Origin of the sequence: Treponema sp. UBA7570 (genome assembly GCA_002477955.1) — a bacterium.
Lineage (GTDB): Bacteria > Spirochaetota > Spirochaetia > Treponematales > Treponemataceae > Treponema_D.
In genome coordinates this window covers 29,594-47,781 of sequence record DLLE01000058.1, presented here as the reverse complement: position 1 = coordinate 47,781, position 18,188 = coordinate 29,594, and the positions used below count along the sequence as shown (strand labels likewise).

Annotated in this window: 15 protein-coding genes; 3 read left to right on the top strand and 12 right to left on the bottom strand. The window is 40.6% G+C overall.

Annotated elements, in window-relative coordinates; genetic code table 11:
- Nucleotides 1-468: 468 nt before the first annotated feature.
- The gene (locus B4N75_RS07900) at nucleotides 469-1,203 is read left to right on the top strand and encodes an NAD-dependent protein deacylase (RefSeq protein WP_296667047.1); all 735 of its coding nucleotides are present in this window, start codon (nucleotides 469-471) and stop codon (nucleotides 1,201-1,203) included.
- Between the two features lie 44 nt (nucleotides 1,204-1,247).
- Here the strand turns inward: B4N75_RS07900 and B4N75_RS07895 are convergent, their stop codons facing one another.
- Both B4N75_RS07895 and B4N75_RS07890 read right to left on the bottom strand, forming a co-directional pair.
- Nucleotides 1,248-2,177, bottom strand: coding sequence for a ParB/RepB/Spo0J family partition protein (locus B4N75_RS07895; RefSeq protein WP_296667049.1), 930 nt, complete (start codon nucleotides 2,175-2,177; stop codon nucleotides 1,248-1,250).
- Nucleotides 2,170-2,925 carry a ParA family protein gene (locus B4N75_RS07890; RefSeq protein ID WP_296667051.1) on the bottom strand — a complete coding sequence of 252 codons (756 nt, stop codon included), beginning with the start codon at nucleotides 2,923-2,925 and terminating at the stop codon, nucleotides 2,170-2,172. The genes B4N75_RS07895 and B4N75_RS07890 overlap by 8 nt, the downstream gene beginning before the upstream one ends.
- A 198-nt stretch (nucleotides 2,926-3,123) precedes the next feature.
- Between B4N75_RS07890 and B4N75_RS07885 the strand changes: the two genes are divergently transcribed.
- Nucleotides 3,124-4,386: a class I SAM-dependent methyltransferase gene (locus B4N75_RS07885; RefSeq protein WP_296667054.1), complete on the top strand. Its 1,263-nt coding sequence runs from the start codon at nucleotides 3,124-3,126 to the stop codon at nucleotides 4,384-4,386.
- 182 nt (nucleotides 4,387-4,568) lie between these two features.
- Here B4N75_RS07885 and B4N75_RS07880 read toward each other — a convergent pair whose 3' ends face one another.
- The 7 genes from B4N75_RS07880 to B4N75_RS07850 all read right to left on the bottom strand — a co-directional run bounded on the left by B4N75_RS07880 (nucleotide 4,569) and on the right by B4N75_RS07850 (nucleotide 13,296).
- Nucleotides 4,569-5,573, bottom strand: coding sequence for an ABC transporter substrate-binding protein (locus B4N75_RS07880; protein ID WP_296018586.1), 1,005 nt, complete (start codon nucleotides 5,571-5,573; stop codon nucleotides 4,569-4,571).
- A gap of 92 nt (nucleotides 5,574-5,665) precedes the next feature.
- On the bottom strand, nucleotides 5,666-6,460 hold the full coding sequence (locus B4N75_RS07875) for an ABC transporter ATP-binding protein (RefSeq protein ID WP_296707062.1): 795 nt from the start codon (nucleotides 6,458-6,460) through the stop codon (nucleotides 5,666-5,668).
- A 63-nt stretch (nucleotides 6,461-6,523) separates the two neighbouring features.
- On the bottom strand, nucleotides 6,524-7,429 hold the full coding sequence (locus B4N75_RS07870) for an ABC transporter permease (protein ID WP_296018600.1): 906 nt from the start codon (nucleotides 7,427-7,429) through the stop codon (nucleotides 6,524-6,526).
- Between the two features lie 239 nt (nucleotides 7,430-7,668).
- Complete coding sequence (locus tag B4N75_RS07865) at nucleotides 7,669-9,873, bottom strand: helicase-associated domain-containing protein (protein WP_296707060.1); 2,205 nt, start codon at nucleotides 9,871-9,873, stop codon at nucleotides 7,669-7,671.
- A 77-nt stretch (nucleotides 9,874-9,950) separates the two neighbouring features.
- Nucleotides 9,951-11,768: a DNA repair helicase XPB gene (locus B4N75_RS07860; RefSeq protein WP_296667746.1), complete on the bottom strand. Its 1,818-nt coding sequence runs from the start codon at nucleotides 11,766-11,768 to the stop codon at nucleotides 9,951-9,953.
- A gap of 66 nt (nucleotides 11,769-11,834) precedes the next feature.
- A complete protein-coding gene (locus B4N75_RS07855) occupies nucleotides 11,835-12,497 on the bottom strand; it encodes an MgtC/SapB family protein (protein WP_296667748.1) in 663 nt (220 codons plus the stop codon).
- A gap of 43 nt (nucleotides 12,498-12,540) precedes the next feature.
- Entirely contained in the window at nucleotides 12,541-13,296 is a 756-nt protein-coding gene (locus B4N75_RS07850; protein ID WP_296667749.1) for a hypothetical protein, read from the bottom strand.
- A 70-nt stretch (nucleotides 13,297-13,366) separates the two neighbouring features.
- Here B4N75_RS07850 and B4N75_RS07845 point away from each other — a divergent pair, with 70 nt between their 5' ends.
- Nucleotides 13,367-14,596, top strand: coding sequence for a dicarboxylate/amino acid:cation symporter (locus tag B4N75_RS07845; RefSeq protein ID WP_296667751.1), 1,230 nt, complete (start codon nucleotides 13,367-13,369; stop codon nucleotides 14,594-14,596).
- A 69-nt stretch (nucleotides 14,597-14,665) separates the two neighbouring features.
- Here the strand turns inward: B4N75_RS07845 and B4N75_RS07840 are convergent, their stop codons facing one another.
- From B4N75_RS07840 to udp, 3 genes are all read right to left on the bottom strand, one after another.
- Nucleotides 14,666-16,387 carry a GGDEF domain-containing phosphodiesterase gene (locus B4N75_RS07840; RefSeq protein ID WP_296667753.1) on the bottom strand — a complete coding sequence of 574 codons (1,722 nt, stop codon included), beginning with the start codon at nucleotides 16,385-16,387 and terminating at the stop codon, nucleotides 14,666-14,668.
- 154 nt (nucleotides 16,388-16,541) lie between these two features.
- Complete coding sequence (locus tag B4N75_RS07835; RefSeq protein ID WP_296667755.1) at nucleotides 16,542-17,333, bottom strand: tRNA1(Val) (adenine(37)-N6)-methyltransferase; 792 nt, start codon at nucleotides 17,331-17,333, stop codon at nucleotides 16,542-16,544.
- Nucleotides 17,334-18,122, bottom strand: coding sequence for a uridine phosphorylase (udp, locus tag B4N75_RS07830; protein ID WP_296667757.1), 789 nt, complete (start codon nucleotides 18,120-18,122; stop codon nucleotides 17,334-17,336).
- Nucleotides 18,123-18,188 lie beyond the last annotated feature (66 nt).

The window sequence follows — 18,188 nt, the reverse complement described above, 5'->3', positions numbered from 1 at the left end:
AAAATCTATAAGTGCAAATTTCTAGAAACAAATATTTTTTCAATTATATTTATCGGCATATTATAAAATATTATAACAATTATGGAGAAATTTGACATTTTGTTCAATTCTCAGATATTTTTTTACAATTTTTAAATTCCTTGTTTGTTTTTACCCAAAATATTAGCTTAATAAATTCTAAAAATTGTAATTTAAAAAGAACAGTTATTTATGTGTCATTTCCGTGCGAGCTGAGATTTTTACGCATTAAACTTGGACAGGAATCTGCTGTAAAATTTCAATAGATTATCGGGTCAAGCCCGATAATGACAGGGAGCCCAGATAATGACAAAGAGTCAAGCCCATAATAATATAAAACAATAAAACTCGAAATTCGGGCTATATAAATATATAATTGATAAAACAATTCATTCACTTTCGGCTGATTAAAACCGACAGTCAAAAACACAAACAAAAAGAGGCACAAGCATGGACGAAAAAATTAAAAAGCTTCAAAAAATGATTGATGAAAGTTCCCGAATTGTATTTTTTGGAGGCGCTGGCGTAAGCACAGAGAGCGGAATTCCGGATTTTAGAAGCCAGGACGGTCTTTATCAGCAAAAATGGAAGTATCCGCCGGAAACAATAATTTCAAGAAGTTTTTTTGACGCCAATCCGAAAGAATTTTACAGATTTTATCGCGAAAAACTGATTATAAAAAACGCAAAACCAAATATTACGCATTTTAAGCTTGCAGAGCTTGAACAAAAAGGAAAACTTTCCGCAATCGTTACGCAAAACATAGACGGTTTGCACCAAAAAGCAGGAAGCAAAAAAGTTTTTGAACTGCACGGAAGCACTTTGCGCAACTTTTGCATGAAATGCGGCAAATTTTATGACGACAATTTTATTCTCGAAAGCAAAAATTCTCCGGACAGTCTTCCTCGTTGCACAGAATGTAACGGTCTTGTAAAACCGGACGTTGTTCTTTATGAAGAAGGATTGGACGACAATGTTGTCGAGGGAGCAATTCAGGCAATAAAAAATGCGGATATGCTCATAATCGGAGGAACTTCCCTCGTCGTTTACCCGGCAGCAGGCTTTATACGCTATTTTACCGGAAAAAATCTTGCAATGATAAACAAAACTCAAACTCAAGCGGACGAAATGGCAAACCTAGTCATTCATCAAGGACTGGGAAGCGTTTTTGAACAAATAAAATAAAAAAATAATCTTCAGTCTAAGATTTTAAAGAACAAAGCTAAAACCTAGCGGTTTATAAAGTCAAACAAGCGGTTAAAATCGTCCTTGCTAAAATACGAAATTTCGATTGAACCTTTTTCGTACGAACCTTTTATCTGAACTTTAGTTCCAAGTTTCTGGATAAGCTGAGTTTCAACATCGATTAAATCCGGATCGCGGGTCACACTTTTTGCGCTCTCGTTTTTCTTAACCTTTGGCTGAGGATTATTGATTTCCGATGCCATAACTTCCGTCTGATGAACAGAAAGCCCCTGCCCTACGATTTTTCCGAACAAAATATGCATATTCATTTTGTCCTTTACCATTAAAAGAGCACGGGCGTGTCCTGCGGTAATTTGTCCGCTCACAAGCGCATTCTGAATATCTTCTGGAAGTTTTAAAAGACGGATTGCATTTGCAACAGTGGCACGATTTTTTCCAACTTTCTGGGCAACCTCTTCCTGCTTAAGTCCGCCAAGTTCCATAAGCTTGTAATAAGCCCGGGCTTCTTCGACAGGATTTAAATCCGCACGCTGTATATTTTCGATAAGCGCAACTTCGAGTTTTTTCTGGTCGCTAAATGCAGAAAGCTGAACAGGAATTTTTTCAAGCCCGGCAAGACGAGAAGCGCGGGTTCGGCGTTCGCCGGCAATTATATAAAAAGTGCCGTCTTTTGCATCTTCGATCGTAACTGGCTGAATTACGCCGTTTTCTTTAATCGAATCCGAAAGCTCTTTTAACTGCTCAGAATCAAATTCCTGACGCGGCTGATAAGGATTTGGGCGCAAAAGTTCCGGGTTAATCCAAAGTTTTCCAAATTCGTCCTGTTCAATGCCGACAGGCAGATTTGTTTTTGCAGATTGAAAAGAACTTTCTGTTTTTGCCGGCTCGTCCTCTTTTGCAGAAGAGCCCAGAAGAGAATCAAGGCCGTTTCCAAGCCCAAATTTTTTAGCCACGGCGGATCACCTCCCCAGCGAGTTTTTCATAACTTTTTGCACCGACACAACTCGGATCATAAAGGCAGATTGGCACTCCGTGAGAAGGAGCTTCCGAAAGGCGGATATTGCGGGGAATAATCGTATTAAAAACCAAATCCTTAAAATAAGCCTGAACCTGACGCACAACATCCTGAGCAAGACGGGTACGGCTGTCATACATAGTAAAGAAAATTCCGCCGATAACAAGTTTTGGATTTATTGATTTTTGAACTTTTTTTACAGTCTGAAGCAAAAGAGTAATTCCTTCGAGAGCAAAATATTCGCACTGCATAGGAACAATTACAGAATCTGCGGCGGCAAGTCCGTTAAGAGTTAAAATTCCGAGCGACGGAGGACAGTCGATAAGAATAAAGTCATATTTTTCTCTAAGCGGCTCAAGCGCCTTTTTTAAGAAAAATTCACGGTTTTCTTCATCAACAAGCTCGATTGCAGCGCCAGAAAGGTCTGTATCTGCGGTGATTGCGTCAAGATTTTCAACCGGAGTATTTTTTACAGCCTGCTCACAAGCACATTGACCGGCAAGAAGCTCATAAATCGTAGGTTTATCTTTTTTTGCGCCAACGCCACTGGACATATTTCCCTGAGAGTCAAAATCAACAAGCAGAACTTTTTTTCCTGCCTTTGCAATATACGCTCCAATGTTTATGGCAGAAGTTGTTTTGCCAACGCCACCCTTCTGATTAACAAAAACAATAATTTTTCCCATATAAATACTATACCGCAAAACGACATTAAAAATACAGTCCTTTGAGAAACATTTTTTGTTTCTCAGTTTTGGGCGTCCCCCGCCTTGCGGGTCGCTACGGCCGCAGTTCCGGCTTTCGCCTCCATTCCTGAGCGCTACGCCCTCAGGAACGCTTCGCGCTGCTATCATCGCTGACGCTTTTTGGATAAAATACAAGCTATGCTTTTATCCGCGACACTTTCTAAACCTGCAAAAAAAACAAATGACAACCCGGAAAATTCTTATATCCGGGTAAAAATTAAACTTTCTGTTTCTTCGAAACTGGCGCAAAATCTCTATCTTGCCGAATTTTACACAAAAACCCAGGTTTTTCATAAAAAAATGAACGCCGAGGAAGCTATAGAATTTATCAAAAAAAACGTTCCTGCAAATTTTAAAAACTGCATTGAACGCACAGAAACCGAAGAAATTACGCTTCTTGCAAACAAAAAAGGCGAAGTTACCCGTCTTGTAAAAAAAATAAAAGACAAAAATGCGTTAGGGGGTGGAACCGCGCCGCAAGGCGTTGCCGAAGGCAATGACAACGGTGGAACACCCGACCCGGCAGGGGAACGCCCAATTCCATACAAAAATCTTTTAACCGGAAAATCTTTTAACAAAAAGAAAAATTACATTCTTCCGGAGGGAAAACCTGTTCCGTTTTTGGCGCGGCTCGGAATTATGACGGCGGAAGGCAGGGTTATTGCGGCAAAATACGACAAATTCCGGCAAATTAACCGTTTTTTGGAAATTTTTAAGGACGCGGCTCTCGAAGTTTTGGCAAAAAAAGCTGGCGGAGAACTGAGCGTTGTTGATTTTGGCTCTGGAAAAAGCTATCTGACGTTTGCAGTTCAGTATTTTTTGACTGAAATTTTAAAAGTTCCGTGCAAAATTTTCGGGCTGGATTTAAAAAAAGACGTAATTGAATACTGCTCAAGACTTTCGGACGAGCTTGGCCTTAAAAATTTGAGCTTTGCGGTCGGCGACATTGCTGAATTTGGAGAGGACAAAAAACCGGACATTATAATCACCCTGCACGCCTGCGACACTGCGACCGACTACGCCTTAAGCTACGCAATAAAAAAAGGCGCGTCTGCGATTCTTTCTGTGCCTTGCTGCCAGCACGAAATAAATTTGCAGCTTAAAAAAAATAAAGCCGGTGAAAATTCGATTTTTGAACCTCTTTTAAGATACGGGCTTATAAAAGAGCGTTTTTCTGCGCTTGTTACGGATGCTGTCCGTGGCGAGCTTTTGGAAAATTCCGGATACAAAGTGCAGATGGTTGAATTTATTGACGACGAAGGCACTCCAAAAAACCTTATGATCCGCGCAATAAAAAAATCCGGCTTTGAAGAGGAAGCCGGTGCAAAAAAAAGTTCCTGCAAAATTTTACAGGAACTTGGCGTAAATCAGACTTTAGAAAATCTTCTTAATTACCCTTAATTTCGAGTTTTATAATTTAATGTCATTATCGGGCTTGATCCGATAATCAATTGAAAATTTCCAACAGATTCCTGACCGAGTTTACTGTGTAAACATCGCAGTGTCGTAGCACGGGAATGACACTTAAATTACTGTTCTTATCAAAACTCGACATTTGGGCTAATTAGCTTTTTGCAGATTTTTTACTTTTGGATAAGCTTTCCGTTTTCAAAAATCATGCTTGCTGTGTCGAGATATTTTTTAGGAATTTCGATTCCGCAGTTTTTTGCCGCATCCAGGTCAAACAAAAGGTCAAAATCTTCTGGCTCTGTCATAAAGCGGACTGGAAGTTCTGACGGTTTTTTGCCGTTCAAAATCTGAAGAACCATTTCGCCGGTTGCACGGCCAGCCTTGTAATAGTTAAATCCGGAAGCGATTACACATCCGCCGTTCATTGCGCCAGTCACGTCGCCGGAGAAAATCGGCTTTTTTGCCTTTTCAAAAACCTGAATAAGGCTGGAAAGGGCGCTAAAAACGGTATTGTCTGTTGTAAGATAAATTCCGTCAACGCGGTCTACGATTGTTTCTGCCGCCTGTTTTACTTCGCTTGAATTTGTAATTGACTGAGTCACAAGGTTAAGTCCGAGTTTCTGGCAGGCATTTTTTACAAGTTCGAGGGAAGAAACGGAATTTGCCTCGCTCGATGTATAGATGTAGCCAAGTGTCTTGATTCCGGCAATTTCCTTAAAAAGCGCAATGTGCTGTTCTGTCGGAATCGCGTCGCTCATGCCGGTAACGTTTCCTTCGCCGTGGTCAAGAGTTGTTACAAGTCCAGCGCCGAGAGGATCTGTAATTGTTCCAAATACTACAGGAATATCTTTTATTGAATTTGCAAGGGCGAGCGCTACAGGAGTTGCAATTCCTACGGCAACATCCACATTTTCGTCCTTGTATTTGAGCGCAATCTGTGCGGCTGTGTTTACATCGCCGTTTGCATTCTGCAAGTCGTATTCCGCATCAACTCCGTTATCTTTTAAATAATCGATAATGCCCTGTTCAACAGAATCCAAAGCAACGTGCTGAACGATTTTTGCAATTCCAATCTTTACTTTTTTCTCAGACTTTGCTGATTTTTTTGAGCATGAAAGAGTTCCAAAAAGCAAGGCCGCAGCAATTGCAGAAAAAACAATCTTATTTACGAGTTTCATAAAATTCCTCCAAAAAAGTGATTACTCCACAATGTTACTATAAATAGAAACATTATGTCAAGAAGAATTTTTTTTTTGCGTTTTTTTTAATTTTACTGAAGCATCAATGCGTCGTTTGAAACCTGTATTTTTTTAAACTGGGCGATTAAGTCTTCCATTGTAAGATTTTTTTTCTGCTCGCCGTTTATGTCCAGAATTATCCGCCCTTTGTGCATCATGATGAGGCGGTTTCCGTAATCGAGCGCGTGCTGCATATTATGAGTAACCATCATCGTTGTAAGTCCCATTTCGCGTGTAAATTTGAGAGTAAGCTGCATTACAAGGTCGGCATTTGCCGGGTCGAGGGCGGCAGTATGCTCATCAAGCAAAAGCAGATCCGGCTTGCTCATAACCGCCATCAAAAGCGTAAGAGCCTGTCTCTGGCCGCCGGAAAACTGTTCAACATTGTCGTTTAGGCGGTTTTCGAGTCCCATATTGAGCTCTTTAAGCTGTTCGCGGAACTGCTCGCGAAGACGGTTATTCAGCGAAATTTTTAAGCCTTTGTTTCCTTTTTTGCTGGAAATCACCATATTGTCTTCAAGCTTCATTTTTCCGGCTGTTCCCAAAAGAGGATTTTGAAAAATGCGTCCAATGTAGCGGGCGCGCTTGTATTCAGGATCACCGGTTATATCACGGACAGCGCCGTTCTGTTCAAGAAAAATTTTCCCGGTGGTCGGCTTTAAAGTTCCTGCAATTATATTGTAAAGAGTTGATTTTCCGGCTCCGTTTGAACCAATTACAGTTATAAAATCTCCGCGGTTAATTTTTAAATTTATTCCCGACAAAGCTTTGTTTTCGTCCGGCGAATGCGCATTAAATGTAATTCCAATATCTTTTAATTCAAGCATCGTTTTCTCCCATAATGAAGTTTAGGCAAAGTTTTTATTGGTCTTTAATGTTTCTCCCAATTTTCAGCTTACAGGAGGCCTTTTTAAGTGTTCTTTAAAATATGCGCTAATATTCGTTTTTGAAATTATCAGGCAGACTATTATTAAAAGTCCGGTAATAAGCTTTAAGTCGTTCGGACCAAGTCCAACAGAGCTTCCATAACGCCGGGCAACGTACATAAGCGCGCGGTACAAAATTGAACCGAGAATTACGCGGAAAGTCTGCCAGCCGATTTTGTTTGAACGAATCAAAAATTCACCAAGCATAAGAGAAGCAAGCCCCGAAACCACAACTCCAGTTCCGCTTCCAACATCGGCAAATCCCTGATACATTGCAAACATCGCTCCAGAAAGAGCGGCCATTGCGTCTCCAAGGCAAATCCCAACAGCACGCACAAAACGCGGATCAACTCCCTGGCTAATCACCATCTGCGGATTAGAACCTAAAGCGCCCATCGTCAAGCCAAAATCTGTAGAAAAAAAAGTGTTGAGCAAAAAAGTAAGGATTGCGACAAAAACCGCAACAAAAATCACGATTGACCAGTCGCCGGCAGCAGGAAAAGCCCTGGAAAGACTTTTAAAAATCGTATTGAGCCGCAACAAAGAAACATTTGCCTGGTTCGACATAATCCGCAAGTTCACGGAATAAAGCATTGTCATAACCAGAATTCCGGCTAAAAGATCAGGAATCCGCAGTTTTGAATAAATCAAAGTGGTAAAAAAACCGGCAGCCGCGCCGCCACAAAAAGCAATCACAAGCGCGCAAGAAGGCGAAATCCCGTGAGTAAGGCATGCAGCAAGAATACACGCGCCCATCGGAAAAGAACCGTCAACCGTCATGTCGCAAAAGTTAAGGACGCGAAAAGTCATAAAAACGCCCAAAACCATAATGCCGTAAATAAAACCTTCGATTAAAATTCCAGAAATCATTTTTTTTGTGTCCGTTTTCAGTAAAATTTTGTTCTTATAAAGAGTAACAGATTTTTGAAATTTTGTCAGTTTTTATTTTGGAGCGCAATTTTCTGTCTTATCCGGCTCTTACTGCAAGTCCTCCTTCGCTCCGCTCGTCCGGTCTTTCCGTGGCGATCCGGGCTAAGTTTTCCGGTCGAACAAAAAATCTCCGCACAAAAAAACATTTTTTTATTTTGCCGTACGGACAATTTTTCAATTTATCTTAAAACCGAACCGCGGATCCGCTTTACGTTGCGTGCATGTCCGAGAGAAAAAGCTCTTTCTTCGTGTTCAGGCTCAACGACAAGATGAACAACGCTGTCCACCGGATTTTTTTCTACAGAAACTGGAGTTCCGACAATTACTGCCAGTCCGTCCGGCATTTTTTTGTCGTCGTATTCAAGTTCAAGCATCATATTCTGAGTAATCGCGCTTTCCGCAACATGAACTTTTCCCTGATAATCCATTCCGTTCGCTTCAATTTGTTCGAGTTTTACGCTGTCTGCATTGAGCTGCTGGGGAGTCAAAATAATTTTTCTGTTTATTCTGAGCAAAAGCCCTTCCCTCTGCTCCGGAGTAATCGCCATTTTGTCCAAAAGTCCGCGGAGCATATCAAAATGCTCTTTTCTTTCCTCGTCCGTAGTTATAACTCCGTAACTGTCGCTTCCATCGCTTTCAGAAATTGCTCCGCTCCTAAGCTGTGCTGTTCCGCCACCCAAAAGCGCGCTGCCGGCTGTTCTGTTTATTTCAAAAACAGGAAAAGCCGATCCGGAAAATTCGCTTTTTGGCGTCTGAATGCTTCCGATAAAGTCCAGTCCGCTCTCTTTTATCAGGTTTTGCGCTTCTTCGTCCGAAGCAACATTCAGCAAAAATGCGCCGGGTGCAATAATTTTAGAAATTTTTGGAGAGATCGAAGGATTGTTCTGAACCAAGACTGTGCTTTTTTCATCAACTTTTAGAACATAGCCTTTGTACAAATTTGCAGAAGAATATGAATTGCTCCAGTCCTCAATGCTCACAAGAAGATTTTCCGGAAGTTCATAAGCGCAGAATTTCTTTATAATTTCTAAAATTTCTTTTTCGCCAAAACCGCTGTCCAAAGCGCGCATTATGGATTTTCTGGTAATTTCAAAAACCGCGGCAGTATCAAACTGCTTTAAGTCCATAATTCTCATAAGCGGTAAAAGCTCTTTCAGAGGAAGCCCCGGAAAAACCGTAACATTAAAGGCTGGATCAATATTCAAAACTTTAGGAAGCTCAGGCTCAGCTCCAATTCCTGCGCCAGAAACTGTCTTCTTAAAAAGAATTCCGCCTTTTACAAAAACAGTTTCTCCGTTTTCGTCCTTTCCGTATTCCTGCAAAATTCCAAACATTGCGGCGCTGTCGCAGAGTCGGTCCATAACCGCAGACGGATTTTCCAAAATCGAATTTGAAGAGGAATTTTCATCTTCTCCCTGAGCGCGGGCCAAAATCGAATTAAAACGACCTCCTCCAAAAGCACGTTCCGACGAAGAAAATGCAGAAGGGTCTTTTTCAAAAAGCAAAAATGCCGTTCTTAAAACGCTGGTGCGCGCAAAACCTGTTGCCGGCAGAGAATTTGCGGTTTCGAGAAGAAGTTTTGCCTGGCTCATAAGAGAGGTGCGGCTAAAGCGTCCAATTCCAGCAACGCATAAATAAGCGTACTGAAGTTTTTCGTCAAGCCCGGCAAAAGATTTTAGCCTTGCACTGTCGATTTCATAACCGTTCAAATCTTCTTTTACGAGCGAAAGATTTATAAAAGCAGTAAAAATATGCTGAAAAACAGGCGCAGTTCCAGAACCGAAGATTTCTTCAAGTTTTTCGCAATCGCGTTTTTTTATAGTTCCGTCCGCCTTGCAAAGTCCTGGATTTGTGCAGACAAAATTTACAAAGGCAGCAAGCTTTTCCGGCGTAAGCGATGGAGGAACTTCTTCGTTTCGAGTTTCGAGAACAGGCAATGGCAAGAGAATTTTTTTGCTGAGAAGCGGAAGAATTTCATCTTCGAGCATAGGATTTAACGAAATCAGGGTTTTGCGCGTATTTTTGTCGCCGTGGCGGTAAATCAAGAGCCTTTCTTCAAGATTCAAAAGCCTTTCATAAAGTTTTGCAAAATTGATTGTTTTGTCAAAAAAATTGGAAAGTTTTTCGGTTGTCGCATTTGGAATATAATAAACAGCGGCAAGAATTAAAATATCGCTTTCGGACAGCAAATTTATGATTGTGCGGCGGTTTTCTTCTTTTCTCAAAAATGCGCCGAGCTGTTCAATAAGCTTTTGTTTGTTGAACGGGGAATGAATTTCGCCCAAATACATTCTAATAAGCTCAAAAAAGTGATTATCCGGCAAAGTAATAAAACTTTCTCTCCAGTCAATTATTCTCTGAACCTTAGGATCAACTTTTATCATTTTATTCCCCCTCAAAAAGTATGTTTTTTTTGATGTTTCTGACGGCATAAATCCGTTCAGCTCAACAACCGCATTTTTTAATTACAGCAATCTGAAAGCACCAGTTCTGTTGAATTGGAAACTCTCACGACGCGGTAAGCATATCCTTGTTCCGCCAGAAATTTCTGACGATTAGAACCAAAGTCTTCCTCGACCGTATTCCGCGTAATCAGCGTAAAAAAACGGCTTTTTCGCTCTTTCGGACGCAGAATTCTGCCAAGACGCTGCGCTTCTTCCTGACGGCTTCCAAAAGTTCCGCTCACTTGAATTGCCATGCTTGCGTCTGGCAAATCAATTGCAAAATTTGCAACTTTTGAAACAACCAGAACACGAATTTCACCAGACCGGAATTTCGCATAAATCTGATCGCGCTCTTCATTTTGAGTTTTTCCAGTTATGACAGGCACTTTCAGCATTTTTGCAATTTCGCCAAGCTGTTCCAGATACTGCCCAATAATCAGAATTTTGTCTTCGGGATTCTCTTTTACGAGTTTTTCAACAATTTTATATTTTTCGGGATTTTCGCTTGCAATCCGATGTTTTTTTCTTAGAGGAGAAACTGCATATTCAAGCTCTTTTTCGCTGCTCAAATCCAGACGCAACTCAATACATTCGGCAGAAGCAATCCAGCCCGTAGCTTCAAGGTCTTTCCACGGAACATCGTAGCGTTTTGGACCAACAAGGCTAAAAACGTTTCCTTCACATCCGTCTTCGCGCACCAAAGTCGCAGTAAGTCCTACACGACGAATCGCCTGAATTTCTGCCGTCACGCGAAAAACAGGAGCCGGAAGCATGTGCACTTCGTCGTAAATTATAAGCCCCCAATTGCGCTGCCTAAAAAGCGCAAAATGCGGATAAGGTCCGTCTTTTTCCGGCCGCCATGTTAAAATTTGATAAGTTGCAACGGTAACAGGCTTTATAACTTTGTTTTCTCCAGTATATTCTGCAATCATATCGCGCGGAAGGTCGGTTTTATCGACAAGTTCTTCAATCCACTGGTGCACAGCAGAAATATTTGTCGTAATAATCAGCGTGCTGGTCTTTAATAAATCCATTACCGTCATGCCGACAACTGTTTTTCCTGCCCCGCAAGGAAGAACAATAGTGCCAAACCCGGTTCCAGGACCTTTGTCGCCAACAAGAGCCACAGCCGCTTCTTTTTGGTAATTGCGAAGTTCGAAAGGGCGCCCAGAATTCGTCACTTTCCGAAGGTTCACTTCCAATGGTTCGCCTTCTGCCAGAGGAACGTCGTCTTTTACAGGCCAGCCAAGTCTCAGCAAGTCCTGTTTTACAGTTCCACGGTCGGTCAAATGCAGCATAAAGCAGTTGTGTTTTTCGTTTTCGGAAACCTTTACTTTTTTATCTTCGCTTATTCCGGAAGGCTCTTCGTACTGACACTCAGTCAGCATTTTTTTTCCAACGCTGCAGGCGGCAATTTCGCGGTAAACAAGAGAACTTTCCGTCACCAAATACAAATATTCTTCCGTAATCTGTTTAGGGTCTTTTTTGCCTTCAGGGTTAGCCGCAGTCAAAGGAACTTCAATTTTCGGACCTTGAACAAGACGAAGTTTTCCAAAACGGCCGGCAGTTTCCAAAATCCACTGCTCGACAGACTGCGGCACATCGTAACGGGAAAATTCTTTAAGAACACCAATCGCCTGTTCTGGTTTAAAGCCTGCGCCGGAGGCATTCCACAAAGAAAGCGCAGTTAAACGGTAAGTATGCAAATGTTCGGGAGACCGTTCAAGTTCGGCAAAGGGAATCAGCGCATTGCGGCATTCGGCTGCGCGCGGAGCATGTACATCAAGAAGCAGAGTTCTGTCACTTTGAACAATTAACGGATTATCAAATTGCATAACAGATTATTCTAGGCGATTAAAAAAGTTTATTCAATCATTCGCAATTGCCTTAATTCGCATTTATCAACCTGTAATCGAAACTTCCAAAAGAGGCGCAACCTTATTCAATTCATCAATAAATTTTGAATAGTCGTTGATTTTTGGAGCGCTCACAGAATAATGGACAATTGTCTGCTCTGTTTCGAGCAGCTGTGTAATATTCACATCGTTAATCACAAAACCTGTTTCAACAACAACTTTCCGCAAATGCGCCATGTCCATTTTTCCGACATTAAAAGTAAGATGAAGCGATTTTGAGCGTCCTGCCGGAAACCATCTTTTTTCAATCTTTTCGAGCAAGACCAGCGACAGAATAAAAACAGCCAAAAGAAAAAACGAAGGAATATAAAGACCTTCTCCAATACAAAGCCCGATTGTCGAGTCCGCCCAAATAACAGCCGCCGAAGTCAAACCTTTTACGTTGAGTCCGGTTTTCATAATTACGCCGGCGCCTAAAAAACCAATTCCGCTGATTACACCGGCAGCAATACGCGCAGTGTCCGCCGCTCCACTTTGAATTGAAATCCATTCAGACAAAATCGAAAGCATAGACGAAGAACAGCAGATTAAAATTAAAGTGCGCATTCCAACAACCTGCTGGCGAAATTTTCGTTCCAGGCCAAAAATAAAGCCTGCAATAAACGACAAAATAATTTTAAACACACAAGAAATAAAAAAATCACTCATAAAAAATCCAAGCAACTCAGGCAGTTATTTTTTTTGAACTTCCCTATTTTTTAAAAATTCCAAATCCCCCGGGAACTTTTGCTCCTGCCTTTATCCAGCTCACTTTCTGTTTTGCAGAAAGTTCCTTTTTTAAGCCGTCAATTTTAGAAAGATATTCGCAAAGCCAGGCCATAAAAGAACTGTCGTTTTTTGAAAGCTCGTTAGAAGAATCACATTCAACCAAAATTGGAATAACGTCGTCCGATTCGCAAACTGAAGCCGCAAAATTTTCAGCAAACGCTCTAAATGCCGCCGAAGCCGAAGCAACAAGAGTTTTAGAAAGAATCCGGTTTTCAAGACGGAGATTTGGATTTTTTACGGCATCCGCTTCATTCACGTTTGGCTTATAGACAAAAACAATTTTTCCGGGATTTTTTTCTAAGCCGGCAATTTTTCGCTGATTAAAGCGCAATAAAAGTTCCGCAGCCAAATATTGATAGCCCAAAACCAATTCGTCGCAGGCACGTGTGCTTTCGGCAGGACCGGGAACTCCAAATTTTGGAGCAAAATATTCTTCATCAAAAATCAAGACCGCTTCGTCAAGATGACCGTTTTTGTTCGATGCAGAAATTAAAAGAGAACGCGAAGAAAGCGCAGAACCTTTATTCCATGCGACAGGATTTGAACCGTCTGCCAAACCAGTATCCGCCGCATCGCTTTCGGCAGTAATAAAAACAGTTCTTTCATGCAAAACAGCAGAAGAAGCTAAATCTTTTCCGGCCGGAACTTCTTTTCCAGCAATAAGAATTGTCTTGTCCATAGATAGAAATTATATCATTACCGGTTATATATGGCAAAGGGCGGATTTTTTTAATATAATTTTATTCATTATGAAACTTTGGATAAAATACTTGATTGCAATAGCTCTTGGACTTGGAGCTGCTTTTATTCTTCCGACAAACAGCCCCGCAATAGCGTCTGTTGTTGCTTCTCTGAGTGAATTTTCTGTCAGATTTGGAAGATACACACTTCTTCCTCTGCTTTTTTTTGGAGTTTCAACTGCTGTCTTTAAATTAAGGAGCACAAAGCTTCTCGGAAAAACAGCGCTTTGGACAATAATTGCAGTTTTTGGAACAACGCTGATTCTTGCGCTTCTCGGTCTTCTTTCTATTTTAATTGTAAAACTTCCTAGAATTCCTATTACTGGCGAAAAAATGGCTTCTCTTCCGACGATCGACCTTAAAACGCTCACAATGCAGCTTTTTCCGTATTCCGGATTTGAAGCGCTGCTGCACGGAGCATATCTCCTGCCTTGCTTTATTTTTGCAGGATTTGCAGGAGCTGGCTGTACGACCGATCAAAGCGCTTCAAAACCTGTAATCTCATTTTTGGATTCTGCGGCAAAACTCTGCTATTCAATTATGTCATTTTTTATCGAATGGCTTTCTGTCGGCATGATTGCAATTTCTGCCTGGTGGATGGTTTCTGCGCGCCAGGTTTTTGCTTCTGGAACATACACTCCTCTTTTTATAATGCTTTTGGCTGATTTTGTTCTCGTGCTTGGATTGATTTATCCGCTTATTCTTTATTTTTTGTGCAACGACCAGCATCCGTATCACGTAATTTACGCCTGCATTACTCCAATAATCACAGCATTTTTTTCCGGCGACTCAAACCTTTCTCTTCAGGTAAATCTTCGCCATGCCCGCGAAAGCCTGGGAGTTCACCAGCCGTCTTCTGACGTTACAATTCCGCTGTTTTCAATTTTTGCGCGCGGAGGCTCGTCTTTAGTCACAACAATCTGTTTTGTTATGATTTTGCGTTCATATTCAAGTTTGGGATTCGCCTTTTTTGATATTCTGTGGATTTTTGGCGCATCGCTTGCAATAAGTTTTGCACTTTCTTCTCTTCCAACAGGAGGAACTTTTGTAGCGCTTACAATTCTCTGCACGATATACAGCCGTGGTTTTGAATCTGCCTATCTTCTTTTGCGTCCAGCCGCTCCTGTTTTTTGCAGCTTTGCCGCAGCATTCGATGCAGTTTCTGCGATTTTCGGAAGCTATGTCGTGGCTGTAAAAACAAGACAGTTTGAACACGTAGAATTAAAGCACTTTATCTAAAAAATATGCGATTTTTGCGGAAAATGAAGTCTTTCCCCACAAAACTTCATTTTCCGCAAGTTTTTTTTATTATCTGTCAAAACGAATATCCGAGCGAATATATTTTTCCCGGAACTGATTAGCCGTACAAGGCCGTCCAAAATAAAATCCCTGGAACTTATCAGGATTGTAAACTTTCAATTTATCAATATCTTCGGCAACTTCAATTCCTTCCATACAAACTTTCAGGTTCAATTCATGCGCCATCTGCGTAATGTGCTTTATAACGTAGCTGTCGCCCTGATCTCCTCCTGTCGCCTTGTGTACAAATGAATAGTCAAGTTTCAAGGTATAAGCGTTAAGATACTGCAAATAGCGCAAATTTGAATAACCAGTTCCAAAATCATCGATGTCAACTCTTAATCCAAGTTTATTGAACCTGTGAACCAAATTTTCCAGTCCATGAATATCGTCCATGTAACCGCTTTCTGTCAGTTCAAGCGTAATATTTTCCGGTTTTACGCCAGAATCCAGCAAAGCCATTTGAACATCTGTCAAAACATCGCTTTTTTTTACCTGAATATATGAAAGGTTTAAGCTCAAATGAAAATCTTTTTGAACTTTATTCCATTCGCAGCACTGCTTAAATCCCGTTTTAAAAAGCCAGCGGCTCACAGGAATTATAAGCCCCGTTTTTTCAAGAATCGGAATAAATTCTTCTGGAGAAACAACACCGAATTCTGGACAAGAATAGCGCATCAGCCCTTCAGCCCCAATCACATTTGTAATTGTTTTGTCTTTGTCCAGATAAATGTTCTTTGCGTCCACAACAGGCTGATAAAAAATCTGAAACCCTTCGTAATTGTTTTTAATTGCAAAACGCAGTTTTTCCTGAAGCTTTAAGTTGCGCTGATGTTTTAGATAATCTGTAGCATTGAACATGGCAAGGTTGTTTCCGCCCTTTTCTTTTGCCACAGAAACCGTAAAATTCGCTTTTTTTAATAAATCGTCAATCTGCACACTGTCCTTAAAAAACGCAACTGCGCCAGCAGAAACCGTAAAAACTTCTTCATAATCAATCCGCTGCTCAGCTTCTACAAGGGAACGTTTTAAATCTTGATAGAACAAGCCCGCATCAACGGCAGTAGCTCCTTTCAGGTTCATGCAGATAAATTCATCGCTGTTTATTTTGTATGCAACTCCAAAGTTTTTTATGCTACGTTTAATAGAATCAGAAATCATAGAAAGAATAAAATCTCCGACACGAGTTCCATGCCGTTCATTTATCTCACCCATTTTATCGACATCGATTTTCATAATAAATCCGCTGAGCTTTTCTTCCTGTTTGTAGACTTTGTCAAAATCCTTTCTGAGCTGAACTTCTGTAGGAAGTTTAGAAATATCGTCAAGCTGAATAATATCGTCGATAATTTCAATTCTTCCGACCAAAATTGATTTTTTTTCTTCACCAAAGCAAACTATTTTTCCGCGCAAATTTACCCAAGTTGAATTATGGCTTTTTGTTAAAGCGCGATAATTTAAATTAAAATTGTCTTTTTTTCTGGAAATTACATCATCCAGTTCCTTAGAAAAAAGGCTTTGATCTTCTTCTGCGACAAGCCTCAGCAAAACATCGGTCGCATGATGAAATTTTTTGCCGGGAAGCTCAAAGATTGCGCCGGCCTGTTCAGAAATAAAAACAGAATTATTTTTTACATCAAGCAAAAACAAAAACGAATCCGTGCAATCGCTCAAAATATCAACAAGAGCTTCAAAAGAACTGAATGAAATGTCTTTAAAATTCTTAACCAAAATAAGACTCCAAAAATAACAGATTTATTATAAATCATAATTTGTTTTTTTTCGCTAATTTTGCGTTTATTTTTTAGTATTTTTTTTGACAGAATTTTATAAAGTTTTTACGGAAAACTCCAAAATCAATAAATTTCAATTTTTAATTGCGTTTTTAAGGTTTTCGGCCATAAATTTCTAAAATTTTTTGGGTATAATTTCCGTCTTCGTCGTAAATTATCAAATCTTCAAGCTGAACTTTTTCATCATCATCAGAAATTTCAGTTTTGTTTTTTTTCGCCAGACTTTTTTTTGCCATAACCAAAACCATTGCCGCGTCTTTTTCCTTAAAAGATTTTACGTTCTGCCAAAAAATATTTTTAAAGCCGAATTTTTCAAGCGCAAAAAAAACGTCTTTCAGTCTTTTAGCGCGATGAATCATAAAAAAACTTCCGCCGCCTTCAAGCAAAAATTCTGCGGCACGAACAACATCTTCAAGACAGCACAAAATTTCCTGGCGGGCAGCCATTTTTGCAAAATTGCCGCTCTGACGCCCCTGAGAAACAACCATATACGGCGGATTAGAAACGACAGCCTGCGCAAAACCGCCTTTTAAATTTTGAGGAATTTTCTTTATATCATCTTCCGAAATTTCAATCCGCTCTTCAAGAGAATTTATTTTTACAGAACGGCGAGCCATTTCTGCAATTTCCGCCTGAATTTCAATTCCCTGAATTTTTACATGCGGTCCGGTTTTTGCAGCAAGAAGAATTGGAATTATTCCGTTTCCAGTTCCAAGGTCAATAAACAAAAAATTCTTGTCCGCCTCAAAACTTTTAATTCTGTTTTTTGTATTTTTTAAGGCAAAATCCGCCAAAAGAACAGCATCAATTCCATAACAGAACTTTTTTTTATTTTGAAAAATTGAATATCCGTCCAAATGAAGTTTATCCAGCCGCTCTGCCATTTATTTTCCGTTTTTTTTCAAATCTTCCTTTATAAGATTCCGTAAACCTTCAACAGCAACGCTTACAGAAAGCTCAGTATCGTGAACCTGCGGATTTGGCAAACCTTTTTTTGCCCTTTCCTGGTTTGCTACAACAAGAAAGCACGAGCCAACTCTTACATGCAAAAAACTTCCTGCAATAAAGAGAGCGGCGCTTTCCATTTCGCTTGCAAGACAGCCCATTCTAAGCCAGGCTTGCCATTTGTTTTCAAGTTCATAGCTTACAGGCATAACTTCCGGCTCATGCTGTCCAAAAAACGAATCCTTGCACTGAACAACACCTGCATGATAAGAAATTTTTTTGTCCTTTGCAGCCTTAATCAGCGCATTTACACATTCAATGTCCGGAACTGCCGGGTACTCAATCGGAGCAAATTCGCGGCTTGTGCCTTCCATTCTTACTGCTCCAGTTGCAATCACAATATCGCCGCTCAAGACATTTTCCTGCATTCCGCCGCAAGTGCCTGTTCTTAAAAAAGTATACGCTCCACATTTTGAAAGCTCTTCAATTGCAATTGCGGCAGAAGGCCCCCCAATTCCCGTCGAAGTAACACTTACCTTTACACCTTCAAGTGTTCCTGTATAAGTCGTAAATTCACGCACATCTGCAACAAGATGAGGATTGTCAAAATGAGCGGCAATTTTTGCGCATCGCTTAGGGTCGCCCGGCAAAATTACATATTTTCCAATATCTTCAGGTCCGACGCCTGTATGGTACTGTTTTCCAGAACCTTCAGCATAATCAACCATAAAATTTCCTCTCAAAAATAAATATCGCCATGCAAAATCCGCATAAACATTCACATTATAACATAT

What these genes read in the sequence shown, in the direction of transcription:
- B4N75_RS07900 (WP_296667047.1), top strand. Translation starts at nt 469, where the DNA reads ATGGACGAAAAAATTAAAAAGCTTCAAAAAATGATTGATGAAAGTTCC.
- B4N75_RS07890 (WP_296667051.1), bottom strand. Translation starts at nt 2,925, where the DNA reads ATGGGAAAAATTATTGTTTTTGTTAATCAGAAGGGTGGCGTTGGCAAA.
- B4N75_RS07885 (WP_296667054.1), top strand. Translation starts at nt 3,124, where the DNA reads ATGCTTTTATCCGCGACACTTTCTAAACCTGCAAAAAAAACAAATGAC.
- B4N75_RS07880 (WP_296018586.1), bottom strand. Translation starts at nt 5,573, where the DNA reads ATGAAACTCGTAAATAAGATTGTTTTTTCTGCAATTGCTGCGGCCTTG.
- B4N75_RS07875 (WP_296707062.1), bottom strand. Translation starts at nt 6,460, where the DNA reads ATGCTTGAATTAAAAGATATTGGAATTACATTTAATGCGCATTCGCCG.
- B4N75_RS07870 (WP_296018600.1), bottom strand. Translation starts at nt 7,429, where the DNA reads ATGATTTCTGGAATTTTAATCGAAGGTTTTATTTACGGCATTATGGTT.
- B4N75_RS07865 (WP_296707060.1), bottom strand. Translation starts at nt 9,873, where the DNA reads ATGATAAAAGTTGATCCTAAGGTTCAGAGAATAATTGACTGGAGAGAA.
- B4N75_RS07860 (WP_296667746.1), bottom strand. Translation starts at nt 11,768, where the DNA reads ATGCAATTTGATAATCCGTTAATTGTTCAAAGTGACAGAACTCTGCTT.
- B4N75_RS07855 (WP_296667748.1), bottom strand. Translation starts at nt 12,497, where the DNA reads ATGAGTGATTTTTTTATTTCTTGTGTGTTTAAAATTATTTTGTCGTTT.
- B4N75_RS07850 (WP_296667749.1), bottom strand. Translation starts at nt 13,296, where the DNA reads ATGGACAAGACAATTCTTATTGCTGGAAAAGAAGTTCCGGCCGGAAAA.
- B4N75_RS07845 (WP_296667751.1), top strand. Translation starts at nt 13,367, where the DNA reads ATGAAACTTTGGATAAAATACTTGATTGCAATAGCTCTTGGACTTGGA.
- B4N75_RS07835 (WP_296667755.1), bottom strand. Translation starts at nt 17,333, where the DNA reads ATGGCAGAGCGGCTGGATAAACTTCATTTGGACGGATATTCAATTTTT.
- udp (WP_296667757.1), bottom strand. Translation starts at nt 18,122, where the DNA reads ATGGTTGATTATGCTGAAGGTTCTGGAAAACAGTACCATACAGGCGTC.